Genomic DNA, 18,334 nt, shown 5'->3' with positions numbered 1-18,334 from the left:
GTGTGTGGGTTGTCTCAGTGGTGGGACATCAGGGAGACGAGGTGAGGCACCTCGGAGATGTCGGGAACGGCGAGGCACTCAGGCCGCGCGTAGGCCGGATCCGGGTACGTGTAGTAGCCCTCGCTGGTCTGCACTCCCAGCAGCCCCTTGTCGACGAAGCGTTCCTTCACATACTCCGCGTTGGCGAGCATCTGGACATCCGCCAGCTCTCGTCCCCAGTGACTCAGGACGTCGTACACCGTCTTCATGCCGCCCATGTCCAACATTCCCAGCGGCCCGATGCTGCGGCCGCCGATCATGAAGCTGCGGTCCACGTCCCCGGACGGGCAACGCCCGACCCCAGAGCGGTCAATCTGTGAAGAGTGGACATGGTGATCGCTTCTTTCGTTCGGCAACCCGACTGTGTGGTGTGTGCCACAAGCATCCGGGTGAACCACTCCCGCGCTCAAGAGTAATTTGCACACCATGCGAGGTAATGTTGTTTAAGTTGCACAATCGCGTCGCTATGCTGAGTTGATGGGTGATCGGCGAAGTGCGTCTCCAGCGGCCGAGGAGATCATTCGGCGGGTGTCACAAGTGCTGCTCGATGACCCGGCCGACGTCGTGGCCAATCAGGTGGAGGCGGTGTTTGCCGCGATCCGCGGGCCTTTCCGCACCGAGCCCTCGCTCGCGGCCGAGGTGTTGGCGAGTTTACGCGGCAATCTCGCACACTGGTCGGCCTCGCTGCTACGAAATCCCGCCGATGTGGTGCCGACGAATCTCGGCAGCGAAGTCGTCGGGATCGCACGCGACGGCTTCCGACTCGGGATGGAGCAGGAACTCGCCACCGCGTATCACGCGGGGCATCATGCCCTGTGGCGGCACTGGATGCGGCTGGCGTTCGCCGTGTCTTCGGACCCGGCGGCACTTCAGGAGGCCCTGGACGTAGCGTCTCGATCACTCGAACGCTACGTCGACGACACCCTGACGGCCCTGGCCGAGCTCCTCGAATCCGAACGAGCCGAGCTTGCCCGGGGCAGCCATGCCCAGAAGTTCGAGACGGTGAGCCTGGTATTGGAGGGGGCGCCACTGAACAGCGACCGGGCGAGCGAACGTCTCAACTACCGGTTCGACGGCCGCCACGTCGCTGCCGTGCTGTGGATGGATCCCCGAGATTCCGATCGTCGCACGCTCCAGCATGCCGCCGAGGTACTGGACGCAGCCCTGGAAGCGCGGTCCTCGCTCCACGTCATCGCCAGCTCGTCGTCGATGTGGATATGGCTGGCGAACCCGGCCCCGATTGACGCCGCCGCGCTCGTGGCAGCGACGTCGCAGCTCGAGGGGGTGCGCATAGCGGTAGGCCCCGAGGACTCCGGCGTGGAGGGTTTCCGACGAAGTCACACGAATGCAGTGGAGACCCAGCGCTTGCTCCAACGGCTACCGCACCTGCAGATCGCGACCTTCGCCGACGTCCAGCTCGTCGCCCTGACCACGCAAGACGATGCGAGGACGCGAGAGTTTATGGCGCGCACTCTGGGCCCACTGGCCACGGCCGATCCGGAGCTGCGAGCCACGGTGCGCACCTATGTCCGCGAGCAGTTCAACGCCTCCCGCGCCGCTCGCGCACTGTTCACCCATCGCAACACCGTCCTCAACCGCCTGCATCGAGCCGAAGAACTACTGCCGCTCTCCCTCACGGAGAACAGCCTCGAGATCGGCGTGGCGCTCGAGATTGCCCACTGGCTCGGGCCCCCGACACCTGCAGCCGCCCCCCACGACACCTGAGGACAGCCCACTTTCGCCGCGAGTCACGGGCCCCATCAATTCGCGGCTGCTCGACGCGGTTTGGCGCCGCAATCACAGGCACTGCCCACGTGACCTTCCCGTTCTCGGCGACGACGAGCCGGGTACCGCATTAGCACCGTCACCGCGATGCACTACCGGCACGCCGCACATCCACACCGCTCGCGGCCGCCCCACTGAACGTCGGAACCGCTTCTCACTGCGGCATCTCATGTGATCCGGGCACAAGAGATCGGGTGTGACGGTCCACCCGGCTGCGGTGAGGCTATTGCCCGACCGGGTCGGTCAGGTCGCCGGTCTTCGCCTGCTCGGCGAGCGCGCCCGCGAGGATGGGCCCGTCGCCACAAATGCTGCAGGCGATATCGAAGCCGGTTGCCCGGGTTCACAATGCCGACAGTGGTGCCAGACTGAGGACCGTTCCGCGGTAATCGGGATTGGGATGGAGCCAGGTCGTGTTCGGGGCTCGATGCCCGAACACCCTCCATACTCTCCGGTCCGCGCCCCCGGAATTCGTACTTCCGGGGGCGCATTTTCAGCTAGGCGATGTCAATGCACTCGGGCCGCAGCTCACCGCTGATTACCTTCTGCACATTGGTCAGGGTGTGCCCGTTCTCGGTGAGCCTTGCGAGGCCCTCGCCCACGAACTGCGGTCTCGAACACCATGCGTCCTTTGCCATCCGACTCCATCGCGGCGACGGTGACCGCGAATGTGAACATCCAGGCGCGGGACTCGCTGGCCGCCGTCGCGGCGGCCGCGATCTTCTTCTCGCGTCGTGTGTCGCCCAGGTCTTCTCACCCATCAACTCCGGCAGTAGATCGGATGAGTTCACACCGGATCTCTTATGCCCGGGGCACGCATAAGATGCCGCGGACTGGACGGGTACCCGCGCCGAGCAGCGGTAATGGCACAGGCATCTCGGAACGATGAAGTAGACGAAAGCTTATCCACGAGAGGCACCACCGGTGGGTTGGGGAAGTCCTCTGACGATCTCAACAGATGACGCCGCGGTTGACCCCGAGTCGACAACGGAATGAGGATCGCGCAAGAAGAGATCTTCGGGGAGATCCGCGACGTGCCCGGACCGTGCTGTCTGCCTTTCAGTCTCTCGAAAGGACCGTGAGAAATTGCCGGGTCTGGGTACCATCGTCGGAGAGGAGGCGGATGAGCCCTACGCTTTCGCATTCTGCAACCACAGGAACGAAGGACGGCAATGCCTCCTCGAACCCGCGCTCTTGGAACACGACGCTTCACGTAGACGAGCTCGCGGGCTTTGGGCCGGCGCTGAGCCGTGATCATGGCTACCACAGCTTCGGCACGCTTGCGCGCACTCCTGACATGCTGCGCTGTGCAGTCGGCGGCGAGGACGCGGATGGCAGAGTCTTCCTCGAGTTCGGCCGTGATCGCCTCCACACCATTCTCACGGGGTCGCACGCGCTTGCACGATGAGGGTTTGCCTTCACTTGTTGGCTGGATTTGTGGCCGTATTTCCCCCGATCGAAACCCATTCTGATGCGCTCGTTGTCGATTCGCGCGGATAGTCGCGGCAGGGCGAGCGCCGCGGCGATGTTAGCTCCTTCGTCGAGTCGCCGAGTGGCAGCGTCGAGGTCGCCACGTATGGCCTTAACTCTGGATTCGGTGCCGAAGGTCGCGAGCATGACATCGACCGCGCCGCCTTCCGCTCCGAGTTCGAAGCTCGCGTCGAGTAGCTGCTCAGCCTCGCCTCGTCGAGGTGGCCCTGCTCATACAGCAGGTCACCGAGAAGTGCTCCGGCGAGCCGGGTTGCGTGCGATCCGTTTCCGCCTGATCTCCGAGCTAGTTGGTGTGCTCTGCGTAAGTATGATTCTGCCTGGACGATGTCGAGCATTTCGTTGGCGGCTATTCCCGCGAAGCAGTATCCGTAGACGGCGGTGAATGGACCCGTGGTTTTTCGCGTGGAATGGTTCGGCCCATTCCTGCCACCGTATCGCGGCCTCAATTTCGTAGCGATAGATCGCTTCGAAGGCAGCAACGTTGGCTGCTCCGGCTAACACGAAGGGGCGCGCGGTGCCCTTGCGCGCCATTCAAGCGGTTACCGGCTGGACGAGTCCGTCGACTCAGTCTTCGAATAGGTCCTCAGCTGCTTGCGCTAACCCGGCCTTCGGTATCCGGGGCCGAGGGGTCGAGCGTCTCGGCGGCCTCTCTGAGCGATTCGAGTGCCCGCCGTACTACTACGTGGGGATGGTGCAAGAGCACGTGCGCCCCGCCTCAGCCAGTTGCAGGCGCGGTCGGCCCGTTGCGGCGGTTGGCGGCAATTTGGCGATTAGCCCGAGTAGGGACGACATCTGCGAGCGCTCGATCAACTCGAGTCCGTGTGCCTCCACCAGTGCTATCGCCTGGTTCTGGTCCCCGGCGGCGAACGATTGATCGCTGCTATCGTCGTGTGCCCCTCCAGTGGTGTCGACATGGTCGGACATGTTCGAGACCCGATCTACGGTCGCGGACTGGTTTTCGGCGATGATGATGAGTTCGTCTGCCAGGCATGCAAATACACTTGGCTGGTCGTGAAGTAGTGCTGTGCGGTGAGATCGTCGGGCGGTGACTGCGAAGTGGCGAGCATTCCTTGTCGAAAACTCCTCCGCTGTTGCCCTACAAAATGATCAGTTCCAGGTGACTACGGCCCCGAAGCCGCAGCACTCACATTACAAAGCGCGGATGCTGCGGCCTCGTACTCGATACATGTGCTCGTCGATCGGGGACGCCGCGCGGTAGAGAACGCCCTCATGGTGGATTCATTGTTACCCGCACATTGGGCCTATGGAACGCCTTAGGCGAGAACAGCAACGTACGTACCTCCCAACGCGAAGCCCGTTGGGACATCTCCGGCATCACTCAGGTCAAGAAGATCGGCTACTTAACGGTCGGCACAGCCCGAAACTGCGCCCCGCCACGCAGAGTGGGAGCCGACCACAGCCGTGTGGCCGCCGAGGTTGTCGCGAGCGGGTGAGCCTGCTGACACCGATCGACCGCTGGGGCCACACCCCCTACGCCGCTAAACCGCTCACCGGACAATCAGTGGCCACCCTCATCCGGGCACATCTGACCGGTCACGCACCCACCCATCACCGACCTCCTCGACGCCCGCCCGAACCCGCAGAAGCGCCGACATCCGCTCGGGAACGGCTTTCGACGCACCGGTGCCCCACGGATCGAATCCGTGGGGCACCGCGTTTGCTGACCTACCGCGCTGTGCAGACCTACTGAGTTCTGCAGACCTACTGGGCAGGAGCAGGCAGGTGGACGGTCTTGATCTCGAAGAACTCTTCGAGACCTTCGATGCCACCCTCACGTCCGACGCCCGACTGCTTGTAACCACCGAATGGCAGGGTGAAGTCCATCGTCGCGGTATTGACACTGATGGTGCCGGTACGGATGCGCCGCGCGACCTCGAAACCGTGGTCGAGATCCTCGGTATAGACGGCGCCCGAAAGGCCGTACACCGAGTTGTTGGCGATCGCGATTGCGTCTTTCTCGTCCTCGAAGGTGATCACCGAGATGACCGGACCGAAGACCTCTTCCTGCGCAATCCGTGAATCCGGCTGCACATCGTCGATCAGGGTGGCTGCGACGAAGAAGCCCGTGTCGAGGCCTTCGGGGCGGCCACCACCGAGCACCACCCTCGCGCCGTCTTCCTTCGCGATGTCGATGTAGCCGAGCACGCGGTCCTGCTGACGCTTGGAGGCGAGCGGGCCGAGGAAGTTGGTCGGCTCCCACGGGTTGCCCATCGGCAGCGATCCGTACGCGGCCTTCAGTGCCTCGACCACCTCGTCGTGACGCTTGCGTGAGACGAGCACGCGGGTCAGCGCGATGCAGGCCTGACCGGACTGCATGCAGCCACCCATGGGCAGGGTCTGCAGCACGTGATTGATGTCTGCGTCGTCGAGGATGATCGCCGCGGACTTGCCACCGAGCTCGAGCGACACGCGTGCAATGCGTTCGCCTGCCAGGGACATGATGCGCCGGCCCGCGGCAGTGCTGCCGGTGAACGTGACGTGGTCGACGTCCGGGTTGGTCACGAGGGACTCCGACACCTCGCGGTCGGCACACAGCACACTCACTACGCCCTCGGGGATGCGACCTTCCGCGACCAGCTCGGCAATGATGTCCGCGAAAATCGACGGCGAGATCGGTGCCTCGGGTGCGGTCTTGAGAACGACCGAGCAGCCCGCGGCGAGCGCCGGCGCGAGCTTGAACGCGATCGTGCCGATCGGCCCGTTCCAGGGGATGATTGCGGCGACCACGCCCGTCGGTTCCTTGACGATGCGTGAGATGCCGCCGTCCGCCCGGGATCGCTCTTCGCTGACCTCGAACTCGCGGGCTACCGCGGCAACGGCCCGGAACAGGCCGCCGGTCATCTGCTGGGTCGGGCGGCTGACGCTGACCGGTACCCCGACCTCGATCACACCGATCGGCGTCAGTTCGTCCACGCGCTGCTCGAGACGGTCCGCGATGGCATCGAGAACGTCGGCCCGCTCGGCCATGGTGCGCGACGCCCATTCACCCCTGTCGAACGACTCACGCGCAGCGGCAACCGCCTTGGTGACGTCTTCGACGGTGGCCGTGCGAACGCGTGCGACTTTCTCTTCGGTGAACGAGTCGACGACATCGACCCATTCGTCACCGGTCGAATCGACCCAACGGCCGCCGATGAAGACTTGTTCGCGATCGGCGATCGACGGGATCGTCGTATCGGTTGCAGTTTCGGTGGTGGTCATCAGTGAAGCTCCTTCGCTTTCAACGGATGTTGTAGCCGGCATCGACGGGGAATGTGACACCGGTGACGTAGCGGGCCTCGTCGGAAGCGAGGTACACGATCGCGTTGCTGATGTCGACGGCCTCGATCAGCTCGACGGGCATCGGGTTCTTGTACGACTCGTCGGCGGCGACCTCCGGGTGGGAATTGACGAACTCGCCGTATTCGGCGTTCGCGACCATCGGAGTGTTCACACCTGTGGGATGCACGGTATTGACCCGGATGCTGTGGGGCGCCAGTTGTTTCGCATACAGCCGCATGAGGCCGACGACACCGTGCTTGGCCGCGCTGTACCCGGCTTGGCCCGGCAGGGTATTGAGGCCGATACTTGTCAGGCCGGCGGCCGAACTGGTGATGATGATCGAGCCACCCTCACCCCGCTCGACGAGATTCGGCACGGTCACGTCGAGCACGTGCCACACACCGGTGAGCATGGTGTCGATCGCGTCGTGCCAGGCCTGCCGCTGCTTACCCGGTCCGATGACGGGCATGATGCCGGCGTTCGGCAGCACGATGTCGACCTTGCCGAACTGTGTGATACCCGCGTCGTACGCAGCTTTGACGTCTTCGAGGTTCCGGACGTCGCCAACGAACGCAACGATGGCGCCTCCGGCCTCCTTGACCAGGCGTTCCGTTTCTGCGAGATCGTCAGAGGTCGCCATCGGGTAGAACACGGTCGGAATCTGGTCGCAAATGTCCATCGCGATGATGGACGCACCTTCCTCAGCGAGCCGGACGGCATGCGACCTGCCCTGACCGCGCGCCGCGCCGGTGATGAATGCGACCTTGCCATCGAGCCGTCCCATGGATAGTCCTCTCCGAGTGTCGGTTCCGCCTAGTGGTGCACAGAGGCAACGTGCGGGGTGATCGGATGATCGAAAAGAAGTCGGCACACCATCTGTGAGCCACAACACAGACCGTAGTTGCCTACAACCTTTAGGTCAACACCGAACAAGAATCGTTTTTCGTATCACCGGCAACCATCAAAAGCTGGGCACTTCGGCCCACTCCCCGACCTGGTAACACGAGTGCTCTTCCTCCTGCTCGAACGACAACAGCCGGCACATACGCACCGCGCCTGCATCGTCAGGGTCGATACGAATCAGGGCGATCTGCGCTCCCGCGTCGCGCAGCGCCCCGAGCGCCACCACAAGCAGCGTGGTGCCCAAGCCCTCCCGCCTCGCGGCCTCGGTGAGCACGAGCGCCCGGACCGACGCGGCGTCGAGTTCGAGGTGCGTGGACACCGTCGAGTCGAACCAGACGAATCCGAGAGGTGCGCCCGAAGAATCTGTTGCAACGACCACGCTGCCGGCCCCGAGACGAATGTCGTCGGCGAGGCGCTCACGCTGCGCCGGCACCAGCGCGGCCGCATCCAGCACTTCCTCGATCGACTTCGACGCCGTCGGATCTTCGAGTGGGCGAGCTTCGGCGAGCGTGATGCCGTCGGGCACCGACACATCGTCGAGCGGGCTCGCGAACGGCCCCGACAGGTGACGGAACAGCGTCCACAACCTGCTGACCGGCGCAACGCCGAACCGGCGCGTGAGACGCTCGGACGCGGGGTGAGTGCCGTACGCCCAGCAGCGCAGGGCCACAGCGCCAGTGCCTGCCCAACTACCGTCCACGGTCGTGTCCAGACCGACCTCCTCGACGAGCATCGTTGCGATACCTCGCGACCGATAGTCCGGGTGAACCACGAACTGCGCGGTACCCAGCCCCCCGTCGTCGACCTGCAGATGCAGATACGCCACCACCACGAGCGGAGCATCGTCGCGAGCACTCAGATCTCTGCGCGCCGTGATCGGCAGGTGGTAGACCCGCACACCGTCACGGCTCGTCGAGGTCACATCGCCGGGATTGATCGAGGAGAAGCCCGCCTCGTCGTCGTAGTCGGCGGCCGCCGCGACAAGTGCCAGCACCTCGTCCCGATCGCCGGAATCCAGTTCCGAACACCACTGATACGAGATCATTCGTTCGCTCCTCATCTGCCGGTTCGTTCCCATAAATCTAATGCCAATCGGTATTGGATCGCAATGGTCGAAACCTACCCGAGGACCCAACCCGGGGTTTACAGCTAAATCTACGTAGGTTAGATTTAGGATCATCGATTCGCCATCGCACCACAGCCTGGAGGGCAGCCATGACAGAGGTCGGAATCCCCCGCGAGGAACGCATCCGTCGCGCGCTCGACCATCTGCGCAACGACACCACCGACGAGTTCGAGCACGTCACGTGGTTCGAACCCGTCGAGTTCACCGATCCGGACATCGCCAAGATCGAACGTGAGCGTGTATTCGGCCGGGTTCCGTCGATCATCATCCACGGCTCCGAGATCCCCCGCGCAGGAGATTTCGTCACCCTGCAGTTACCGCGAAACAACGTCATCATCGTCCGCCAGCGCGATGGCAGCGTCAAAACCCTCGTGAACCAGTGCCGTCATCGCGGGGCCATGGTCGAGAAGGAGGAAAAGGGTCGCTGCCGCCTGTTCTCCTGCCCGTACCACCGCTGGTCCTACGATACCGACGGCAGCCTTCGCACCATCACCCGCGACAACACGTTCGGGGACGCCGACCGCTCCGAACGCAACCTCGTCCAACTACCCACCGAAGAGCGGCACGGCTTCGTCTGGGTGGTCGACGACGCCGACGCAACCATCGATGTCGCCGACTGGCTCGGCCCTGAAATGGACTCGATCATGGGGTCCTACGGCATGGACAAGATGGTGACCACTCGGGTTCAACGCTTCGACGAGCCCATCAACTGGAAGTTGATGCAGGACGCGTTCCTCGACGGGTACCACATCCAGTACGCGCACCCCAACACCGCCGCGAAGCACATCCACACCAATGTCATGGCCTTCGAGGACTTCGGAAATCATTGCCGATTCCTCAATCTCCGCAAGACCATTGACCGATGGATCGAGGAGGACCCCGGCGATCGCAGTCTCGCCGAGCACATCACGGAAAGCCACCTGGTGGGGCCCAACAGTACGTTGCTCAAGCAACCCGACCATTTCCAACTGCTCACCTTCCGCCCTCACCGCAGTGATCCGCAGCGCTGCCACATGGAGATTCGTCTGGTCGCGCCTACGCTGGAAGAGAGCGGCATGACGGAGGAACGCTGGAACCGGATCTGGGACAAGAACGTCGAGATCCTGGTAGCAGTGCTCCACAACGAGGACTTCCCGATCTTGCGAGATTCACAGGTTGCCATGGACAGCGCAAACGCCGGCAACATGCTCCTCGGCCGCAACGAAGTCGCCAACCAGGTCTTCCGCCGCGCAATTCAGAAACTCGTCAACGAGAGCTGATACCTGGCCTTCACACTCGCGGAACTACGGACGCCGGTTTCCGCTCACATCACGAAGGGGACCCGATCACGATCGGGTCCCCTTCCTCATCTCGACTCAGAGTTCCGAAGTGAACGGGAGCGTCAGACGCACCTGCGGTGAATCTCCTCAGTCGCCGGCCTTCGCCTGGGAGAGGTCGAGAACACCCTGCGAAAGCCGAACGGCGCGTCGAGCGTCCACGTGGTTCGTGAGCGATCGACGCGCCGTTCGGATGGCACGCGTTCCGACAGTACTATTCGAGTGTCAACGCCCGTTCGGGGCACACCGCGACGGCCTCCTCGGCCGCTGCGATGTGCTCGTCGAGCGCGAGTGCGTCCTGAAGGATCACCGGATACCCGGAATCGTCACAGTCGACGACCTCGGGGGAACGGCTGTAACACAAACCGTGTCCCGCGCACACCGACCGATCCACGACGAGGCGGCGCGTACCGTATTCCTTTTTCGTGTCGTGGGCAGTCATGATCGTTACTCTTCGCCGGTGACCATCGGCGGAGGGTTGTTCCCGTCTTCGGGGAACATCATGGCCACGCGAGACAACGTGCCGCCATCGGTCGTCGGCAATGTGACACCCGAGATGTACGCGGACTCGTCCGAGACCAGGAACAGTGCTGCTCGAGCATTGTCCTTCAGTGACGGCGGACGGTTGAGCTTGAGCGGAATCGGCGACACGCTCGGCTCCCACGGACCCGCCACTTCCTCATAGGACTGGCCGACGACCGGCGTACCCGCCGGGGCGAGGAAGTTCGGCGACATTCCGTGTGTCGGCGCGATCGCGTTGACGCGGATTCCATACTTGCCGAGATCCAGGCTCAGGGCCCGAACCATACCGTTCACACCGGCTTTCGTCGCGGAATACGCCGCGATGCTGTGGTACGCGACGAACGACGCCGCCGACGACGTCGCCAGGATGACACCACCGCCGTTGGCCCGCAGCGCCGGCACCGCAGCCTTCGCGGTGTAGAACACGCCAGACAGGTTGACGCCGATGACGTCCTGCCAATCCGCGTCCGTCAGATCCTGGAACTCGACCTGCTCGCCACCGGCGACGGACGGCACGCCACCACGCGAGATGATGCCCGCATTGGCCCACGCAATGTCGAGCTTGCCGAATGCGGCCACGGTGGCCGCCACCGCCTCGATCACCTGCTGCTCGACTCGCACATCGGCGGTGACCGCGATCGCCGAACCGCCTTGCTTTTCGACCAGCTCGACCGTGCCCTTGGCGCGCTCCGGATCGATATCGACCACGGCGACCTTCGCGCCCTCCGCGGCGAACAGCTGCGACGCCTCGCGTCCCAGGCCGGAACCGGCACCGGTGATCAGCGCGACCTTACCTTCGAGTTTCATGAAGTCTCCTGTGTTCGGGAATGTGTTCGGATGAATGGAAGCTGTCATCGGACAGCGGGACAACAGAGATGGGACCGGATAGCCGTGTGTCACAGATACAGCGGTGCTAGTACGCGATGAACAGAATTTCGTCGCGTGAGTACTCCATGCCCGGATGCGACTCGCTCAAATGCTCCTGGGTTTTCACCACCAGGTCGTCTTCGTCACTGCCGGTGATCGCGGCGCCACACGGACAGCTCAGTCTTGTCTTCATTCTCATGCCGGTCAGCGTCTACTTAAATCTCATACTATCTGCCGCTGACGGGGCCGATGCTGGAGATGTAGGTACGTCACGGCTACCCGTGACACCATGCGATGGTGCTGCGGGTTTGACCGTGTCCCACACCGACGCTCGAGGTGCAGGAACAATTCTTATGTGATTCACCCCCACCCGGGGTGTCGCGGTGGGAACACTGCGGCGGACCCGACGATGACGCGGCCGGCTCGGGGTGGGACTTTTCTTGTCGCGGCACTGCCGGACCGGCGCATGCTCGGTAACCCGGATCTGTGGGTTCTGTCCGCGCTTGCGAACAACTCTGCTGCGCCCCAGCAGTGCACGTTTAGCGAGGTTCACCCCCGCTACGTGATCACGATTGCCGCCTACCCTGCACCGCGCGCACCATGCCCGGTGATAGCCACCCGGCCGGGAGAGTGTGTCGTTGCAGCCCGGGCACAGCGCCGACGTGCCGCGGGCCGGGACGGACACCACCGTCACACCGACCCCCGCGGCGGTGTGTGCGAGAGCGTCGACGGCTTTACGGCGGGCGGACTGCGCGGCCCGATTGTTGTTCACCCGGCCATGTCCCCGGGTTTCGAGGGTGCTGAGGTCTTCCACCCCGATCACGGCCGCACCCGCCGCGGCGGCGTACTCGACGATGTGACGGGCGAAGTGAAACGCTAATTCCCGGTTGATCTTGCCCCGTTTGACACCGACCGCGGCGCGGTGGGCGTCGAGGACCGCGATCTTCTCTTCGAGTTCGGTGCGCACCTCGGGTGGTGCGGTCGCGGCGAGCCGCGTCAAACGTGCGGCTTTGCGGTGCAGGTGTTGGCCCTCCGCTTGCAGGCGGGCCAGTTTGATCCCCAGGCCCCGGTCGTCGTAGGTGAAACCCCGGTAGTCCGAGACCAACCCGTCCGGGCGTTCGGTGACGATCGCGGCCGCTCCGAGGGTGGCCGGTGACCAATCCACCCCCACCGCCGTCGATCCCGACGTCAGATCGGGCGCCCGAACAGATTCGGTGGCAGCGCAGCGCAGCAGCACACCTCGGTGGTCGAGGACGAGGGTCGGCAGATGCCACTCCGTGATTGCTCTGGTGTGCAGGTGCGGTGGGATCGCGGCGATCAACCGGACCCTGCGCCAGTGCGCCCGACCTGTCGGGGCGGCAGTGGTGGGAAGTTTCACCGTCAACACCATCACACCGTCTGCGACGGTGATCTGCGAGAGTTGTCGATCGGCGGCCGAGAGCCTAGCCATCGGAGCAGACGTCGGTGGCGTTTGCACGTCGGTGATCCGCAAGCAAGTGGTGGGACCACCCCCGCTTCCAGTGCCGCGCGAGCGCGCTGCGAGTTGTCGTACCACGCCGCGCGCGTAGCCGGCCGGCACACACTCACCGGCCGTGGTGGGCGCCGCGATTCGGCCGGTGACGGGGTCGAACCTGGCCGACAGCGAACTGATTGCGTTGTCCCGGTATGCCAAGGTGCGCAGCGTGCCGACCGCCTGGTCGGTGACCACCCGGGTCACCCGCGAGGGCACGTACACACCGGGGGGGTAGGTCGGGTTCCACCCCAGACGCGCCGCAGCGACATGCCCCTGCATCGGGAGCTTCCGGCCTTGACCGTCACGTCCGGCTGCGAGGACATCGAAGGTGGCCGGTTGCCACAACCGGAACACCAACTCCGATTGCGCGGCGCCGATCAGGTCGAGCAGCCACCGGACACGACGATCGATCTCGTCGAGCCCGAGCGGGGCGTCGGTAGCGTCGTCGACCGCCGCGTACGGGCGGTTGGTGAACGAAAACTGACGCGACACAGTGAATCCGGCAACAGTCATCGGCTATCCCTCCTCCAACCTCGCTGCCGCATCGCCCGAGAAGACGGCGTTGATTCTGCTTCGACCGCAGCCGGTAGAACCGGCCCGAAAACGACGCGAGCACCGCCATGAAGTCATCCATCAACTCCTCCCCCAGCGACGTGTCGCCCGACTCCCGCAGGACCTCGACCGTAACCCCGACCACCGACAAATACCTTTCGATTCAGGCGACTCCGAACCGGGCCAACCGATCCCGCCACACCACCCGCACCACCGTGAAGTGTCCTTTGGCGGCGTCGTCGAGCATCCGGTCCACACCGGCCCGCGTTTCCCTCACACCAGAACCGCGATCCTTGTACACCCGGTACACGGCCCCGGAAGCGCTCTCGCGCAACATCGACTCCTGAATGGGCGAGCGAGGACTCCTGCCCCGTCGAGCCGGACACCCGGCAGTACCACGCTTCCACCCGGTCGGCCGGAGCCTTGTCCGGGGCAGGAGGACGGCCGAGGTAGGCATCGAGGTCAGTGCGATCAAACATGCGCTGGCCGGAACCTATACGCCGGGAGGGCAACCGGCCTTCCGACGCGGCCTTACGGACGCCCACGACTGACATATTCAGATACGCCGCAGCCTCACCAGTTCGCATAAATCGAGAGCAGCAGAAAGAATCAGGGAGTACCATATGTCCCATCAACTGTTGAGAGCCTTTCTGTGCCTCTCGTGCGGTCGGACGCTCACAGCACGTCGGCGACCGAGAAGTTCGATAGTCCCCCGAACATGTTCGACGTCACACAAGATTATCTAATGCACGTAGCTTTTACAAGGCTTCGGCGTCGGCTCGATCACATCGGGAACAGTCGTGATCAGGCAGGCTCCGTGGCCTTCTCTACAGACACGTCCGTCTCGGACACGGTCTTGTTCTTCCGCGGAACCAACGACACCAGCACTGCGGCAGCCACTCCGGCGAACGCAAAGGCGTAGAAGGCCCAGTCGGCTCCGAGTGCAGAGCTCATGATCATTCCGGTGAGTATGGGACCGCAGACACCGCCGAGCCGACCGAGACCCACTGCCAGTCCGAGCGCCGTGCCACGCGCGGCCGCCGGGTAGAAGACTCCGACGAATCCGTAGACGCCCGTCGTCGACGAGGCACAGAAGCCGATCAGGAGAATCAGTCCGAACACGAGCGCCTGTGCCGGCCGCAGAGTCAGGGCGGACACTGCGAGCGCCCCGAAGACGAAGCTCACGGAAATGACGGGACGCGATCCCAGCCGATCCGCAAGACCGGTGATGACCACCATGCCGAACCCGCTGCCGATGTTGAAAGCGAGTAGGAATGTCAATGCAGACCCGAGGTCATAGCCGGAAGACCTCAGCATCTGAGGAATCCAGGTGTTCATGCCGTATGAGACGAGAAGACCGAAGAAGGTGATGAGCGGGAACATGATCGTCGCGATCCTGTAGCCAGGGGCGAACAGGAGCCTCAGTCCCGACGGCGAGCCGGTACTCCCACTTTTTGACTTCTCGAGTGCCATGCCGGATTCGGCGCCGGCATCGATGGAATAGCGCTGTGCCAGTTCGCGGGCCTCGTCGTGCCGACCCTTGCTTGCAAGGAAGGCAATCGATTCGGGCAGGTTTCGGTACGCGATGACAAACAACACGACACCAAGAAGGCCGCCCACTGCGAACATCGATTCCCAACCGAAGGCAGGGATCATGAAAATGGCGGCAATCGCGACGACGCACCCGCCGATGGGAAAACCGGTTTGAATCACACCGTTGTAGAACTGTCGCCGGTCGACCTTGACGTATTCCTGGGTGAGCGCGATCAGAGTGGGGAGTGCTCCGCCGAAGCCGAGCCCTGCCAGCAGCCTGAACAGGCCGAACGATTCCAAGTTCGGCGCAATGGCGCACAACCCGGTGAACAGGCTGAAGCTGACGATGCATGCAAGTACCACGGGTCGTCGCCCGATGCGATCCGTGATGTAGCCGGCCAGCATAGCTCCGGCCATCATGCCGAACAGGGACAGGCTGCCGATCAACCCCGCCGATGCAGTGGTGATCCCCCACTGTTCCAGTTCGAGCAACGTCGGCAGGACCGCGCCGAACATGATGAGGTCGACACCGTCGAGGATGGTAATGGCCAAGCAGGTGAGGACCACGGATCGGGCACCCGAGACGGCCCTTTCCTTCCCCGGGACAGAAATCTGCGACATGTTGGGTTCCTTCGGGTCGTGTGTATCGGGGTTCGGTTTCGGTGACTGCACGGATGGCGCGGTATTCACACCATGGGTGCGAAGGAGCTCAGCCCCACTTGCGCGGATCTGCGAACGCGCGCCCCATCCATTGGTGGAAGTGCTGGTTGGCAATCTCGTTGCGTCCGAAATAGAGGGGTCCGACATCTGTATTCGCCACGGACTTCTGCAGGCCCTCGTTGACCACGAGGTCCTCGTCGCGTAGCACGGCCATGAGGATTTTCCAGTTCTTGTCCCACCGCGCCTTCTGCTCGTCCGTGACCACCGGCTCCCGAGTGAGCAAACGCATCTGCATCCGAGTCCCGACGGCTGTGCCCGGGGCGGGGACGAAGTTGAGCACCTCCAGATGATCCGGTTGACGGAGCACCGACATATTGGGCATCAGAAAGTGAGCAACGGTGATATGCCGATCGATGGGGGCATCCTCGGGTGCCACATCGCGCACCGAGTCGATGCTCTTGCGAGCGGTGACCATTCGTCCGTGCCTTCCCATCGGCTCCCACGCCTGCGCGTTGTTGTAGAAGTACGGGGCAACGGTTCCGGCGTGGGTCGAGGTGATGTGGTAGCCGTCGAGGAAGGCGTCCATCAGCACCTTCCAGTTGATGTCCACATCGAAGTTCTGGGCGATATGGCAGTGGTACTTGTCCATTTCCATGGCGGCGAGGGACTCGTCGAACTCGCGGCCGAGCCACTCCGCGATGTCGATCTTGCGATCACCCGCGGCGGAGTCGATGACCCAGACGAAGCCGTGCCGTTCCTCGACCGGAACCTCCAGCAAACTCATGCAACTACGATCGACCGTCCCGAACGTGGGCTCGTCCGCGATCGACCGCAGCCTGCCATCGCTGCCATACGCCCACCCGTGGTAGCGGCACGAAAAGATGCGCTTCGAACCCTTCTCCTCGGGAACGAGCTGCGCTCCTCGATGCCGGCAGGTGTTCACGAAGCCACGCACTCTCCCGTCCGCCTGCCGAACGAGAACAACTTCGTTGTTCGGCAGTTGGACGGTCGCGAAGTCGTTGTTTCCGGGCAGTTCGGTACTGTGTGCCGCGATGATCGGCACATACCCGAACAGTTCTCTGCGCTCCCGCGCCGCCAGCTCCGGATCGGTGTAGACGCGCGGATCGACCTCGAGGATTTCCGGTGCCATATCGGTGGTGCCGTTGTCGAGGTGATCGAACATCGCCCGGGCAAAACCCGCTTTCGTCTCCTCGTCGTACGGCAGATCGGTGTAGACCATCGTGCTCACTCCTTCGGGGACCGCTGCGGGCCCACAAGACCGTCGCTAAAGCTGCAGACTCTTGATTTCGACAAACTCTTCGAGGCCGAATGCCCCGCCCTCACGCCCGTGGCCGGATTGCTTGAATCCGCCGAACGGTGCGGCGCCATTGAACTTTCCACCGTTGACCTCGATCTGCGTCGCACGCAGTCTGCGCGCCACCGACTTCGCGCGCTCGGGGTCGGCGGACCACACAGCGCCGGCAATACCGAAGATCGTTCCGTTCGCGATGTCGATCGCTTCCTCGGTCGTGTCGTACGCGATGATCGACAGCACCGGACCGAAAATTTCCTCCTGGGCGATCGTGCTGTCCGGGTCCACCTCGGAAAACACTGTGGGTTGGACGAAGAATCCGGTACGGGCAGGTGCGTCGACCGAGCCGGCGACGAGCTTCGCGCCCTCCTTGACGCCGGCACGAATGTAGCCGAGCACCCGCTCGCGCTGAGCTGCGGTCACCATGGGTCCAAGCTTCGTGTCGCCGCTCGTGGGATCGCCCGGGGCATATGCCGCCACTGCCTTGGCGGCGAGCTTTTCTGCCTCGGACAGGCGCGAGCGCGGTACGAGCATGCGAGTCTGCGCGTTGCAGGACTGCCCGCCGTTCATATAGCAGGCACGCACGGTGTGCGGCACGGCCTTCGCGAACTCCTCGACATCGAGGTCATCGAGCAGTACCGCGGCGCTCTTGCCACCCAGCTCGACCGACACCCGCTTCACGGTCCCGGCGGCCAGTTCCAGCACTCGCTTACCGACCGAGTTCGATCCGGTGAAGCTGATCATGTCGATATCCGGGTGAACGGCGATGGTCTCACCCACAATCGGACCGTACCCGTGCACCATATTGAAAACTCCGGCCGGGATCCCGACCGCTTCGACCGCCTCTGCCAGAGCGTGGGCAGTGAACGGAGCTACCTCACTGGCCTTGACGACCACCGTGCACCCGGCCACGAGCGCAGCGCCGATCTTGGCGGTGATCTGGTGCAACGGGTAGTTCCAGGGCGTGATACATCCGATCACGCCGACCGGCTCACGCACGATAAGGGAGTTGCGGAGCGGTTCTTCCCACGGGAAGTCCTTCGCCGCGGTCACTGCCTCCCGCAGATCGACGATGCCCAGTCCGACCTGGGCCCACCGAGCGACCCTGCGTGGCGTGCCGACCTCGGCGACGACGGTGTCGGTGATGTCGTCCTGTCGCCGCTCCAGTTCGTCGGCCAGACGCGACACGAATTCGGCCCGCGTGTGCGGGGCTGTCTGCGACCATTTGCCCAAGGCCCGTCGTGCGGCAGCGACCGCCATATCGACATCTTCGGTGGCTCCGGCAGGGACGCTCCCGATGGGCTCTTCGGTGGTCGGGTTGACGACGTCGATTCGCTCCGTGCTCGTGGAGGCAATCCACTTGCCATCCACATATAGTTCCAGGCTCACGATGGTTCTCTCCGTAGAATTGAGTTGATGGAATTTACCGGCGCCTT

Annotated in this window: 16 protein-coding genes and 1 pseudogene; 3 read left to right on the top strand and 14 right to left on the bottom strand. The window is 63.6% G+C overall.

The window, feature by feature from the left end; all coding sequences use genetic code 11:
* Positions 1–14 precede the first annotated feature (14 nt).
* On the bottom strand, positions 15–314 hold the full coding sequence (locus tag L1080_RS30750) for a 3-hydroxyacyl-CoA dehydrogenase family protein (protein WP_250769868.1): 300 nt from the start codon (positions 312–314) through the stop codon (positions 15–17).
* A 202-nt stretch (positions 315–516) separates the two neighbouring features.
* Between L1080_RS30750 and L1080_RS30745 the strand changes: the two genes are divergently transcribed.
* Positions 517–1,764 (top strand): PucR family transcriptional regulator, encoded by a 1,248-nt coding sequence (locus L1080_RS30745; RefSeq protein ID WP_250769870.1) that lies wholly within the window; start codon positions 517–519, stop codon positions 1,762–1,764.
* A 554-nt stretch (positions 1,765–2,318) separates the two neighbouring features.
* Here L1080_RS30745 and L1080_RS30740 read toward each other — a convergent pair.
* Positions 2,319–2,459 (bottom strand): hypothetical protein, encoded by a 141-nt coding sequence (locus L1080_RS30740; RefSeq protein ID WP_250769872.1) that lies wholly within the window; start codon positions 2,457–2,459, stop codon positions 2,319–2,321.
* A 485-nt stretch (positions 2,460–2,944) separates the two neighbouring features.
* Between L1080_RS30740 and L1080_RS30735 the strand changes: the two genes are divergently transcribed.
* The gene (locus tag L1080_RS30735) at positions 2,945–3,229 is read left to right on the top strand and encodes a hypothetical protein (RefSeq protein ID WP_250769875.1); all 285 of its coding nucleotides are present in this window, start codon (positions 2,945–2,947) and stop codon (positions 3,227–3,229) included.
* Between the two features lie 1,805 nt (positions 3,230–5,034).
* On the opposite strand, the gene L1080_RS30730 is transcribed toward L1080_RS30735, so the two are convergent.
* From L1080_RS30730 to L1080_RS30720, 3 genes are all read right to left on the bottom strand, one after another.
* Positions 5,035–6,534, bottom strand: a complete 1,500-nt coding sequence (locus L1080_RS30730) for an aldehyde dehydrogenase (RefSeq protein WP_250769877.1) — start codon at positions 6,532–6,534, stop codon at positions 5,035–5,037.
* A 19-nt stretch (positions 6,535–6,553) separates the two neighbouring features.
* Positions 6,554–7,378, bottom strand: a complete 825-nt coding sequence (locus L1080_RS30725) for a mycofactocin-coupled SDR family oxidoreductase (protein WP_159923870.1) — start codon at positions 7,376–7,378, stop codon at positions 6,554–6,556.
* A 177-nt stretch (positions 7,379–7,555) separates the two neighbouring features.
* The gene (locus L1080_RS30720; protein WP_250769879.1) at positions 7,556–8,542 is read right to left on the bottom strand and encodes a GNAT family N-acetyltransferase; all 987 of its coding nucleotides are present in this window, start codon (positions 8,540–8,542) and stop codon (positions 7,556–7,558) included.
* A gap of 170 nt (positions 8,543–8,712) precedes the next feature.
* Between L1080_RS30720 and L1080_RS30715 the strand changes: the two genes are divergently transcribed.
* On the top strand, positions 8,713–9,882 hold the full coding sequence (locus L1080_RS30715; protein WP_250769881.1) for an aromatic ring-hydroxylating oxygenase subunit alpha: 1,170 nt from the start codon (positions 8,713–8,715) through the stop codon (positions 9,880–9,882).
* Between the two features lie 271 nt (positions 9,883–10,153).
* Here L1080_RS30715 and L1080_RS30710 read toward each other — a convergent pair whose 3' ends face one another.
* The 9 genes and pseudogenes from L1080_RS30710 to L1080_RS30670 form a co-directional block, all read right to left on the bottom strand.
* A complete protein-coding gene (locus L1080_RS30710) occupies positions 10,154–10,381 on the bottom strand; it encodes a ferredoxin (RefSeq protein ID WP_159923865.1) in 228 nt (75 codons plus the stop codon).
* 5 nt (positions 10,382–10,386) lie between these two features.
* Positions 10,387–11,268 (bottom strand): SDR family NAD(P)-dependent oxidoreductase, encoded by an 882-nt coding sequence (locus L1080_RS30705; RefSeq protein ID WP_159923863.1) that lies wholly within the window; start codon positions 11,266–11,268, stop codon positions 10,387–10,389.
* Positions 11,269–11,374: 106 nt separating this feature from the next.
* The gene (locus tag L1080_RS30700; RefSeq protein WP_374433466.1) at positions 11,375–11,527 is read right to left on the bottom strand and encodes a DUF1059 domain-containing protein; all 153 of its coding nucleotides are present in this window, start codon (positions 11,525–11,527) and stop codon (positions 11,375–11,377) included.
* A gap of 12 nt (positions 11,528–11,539) precedes the next feature.
* Positions 11,540–13,354 (bottom strand): zinc ribbon domain-containing protein, encoded by a 1,815-nt coding sequence (locus tag L1080_RS30695; protein WP_250769884.1) that lies wholly within the window; start codon positions 13,352–13,354, stop codon positions 11,540–11,542.
* Between the two features lie 202 nt (positions 13,355–13,556).
* Entirely contained in the window at positions 13,557–13,730 is a 174-nt protein-coding gene (locus L1080_RS30690) for a recombinase family protein (protein WP_250769886.1), read from the bottom strand.
* Positions 13,731–13,899: 169 nt separating this feature from the next.
* Positions 13,900–13,947 (bottom strand): annotated as a pseudogene (locus L1080_RS30685) (hypothetical protein); the annotation flags it as partial.
* A 250-nt stretch (positions 13,948–14,197) separates the two neighbouring features.
* A complete protein-coding gene (locus L1080_RS30680; protein ID WP_250769888.1) occupies positions 14,198–15,547 on the bottom strand; it encodes an MFS transporter in 1,350 nt (449 codons plus the stop codon).
* A gap of 88 nt (positions 15,548–15,635) precedes the next feature.
* The gene (locus L1080_RS30675; RefSeq protein WP_159923859.1) at positions 15,636–16,826 is read right to left on the bottom strand and encodes an aromatic ring-hydroxylating oxygenase subunit alpha; all 1,191 of its coding nucleotides are present in this window, start codon (positions 16,824–16,826) and stop codon (positions 15,636–15,638) included.
* Positions 16,827–16,871: 45 nt separating this feature from the next.
* A complete protein-coding gene (locus L1080_RS30670; protein WP_159923857.1) occupies positions 16,872–18,287 on the bottom strand; it encodes an aldehyde dehydrogenase family protein in 1,416 nt (471 codons plus the stop codon).
* Between the last annotated feature and the right edge of the window lie 47 nt (positions 18,288–18,334).

The sequence above is a fragment of the Rhodococcus sp. MSC1_016 genome, from assembly GCF_023667485.2.
Classification (GTDB): Bacteria; Actinomycetota; Actinomycetes; order Mycobacteriales; family Mycobacteriaceae; genus Rhodococcus_F; species Rhodococcus_F oxybenzonivorans.
This window is presented reverse-complemented; position numbering and strand designations above follow the sequence as displayed.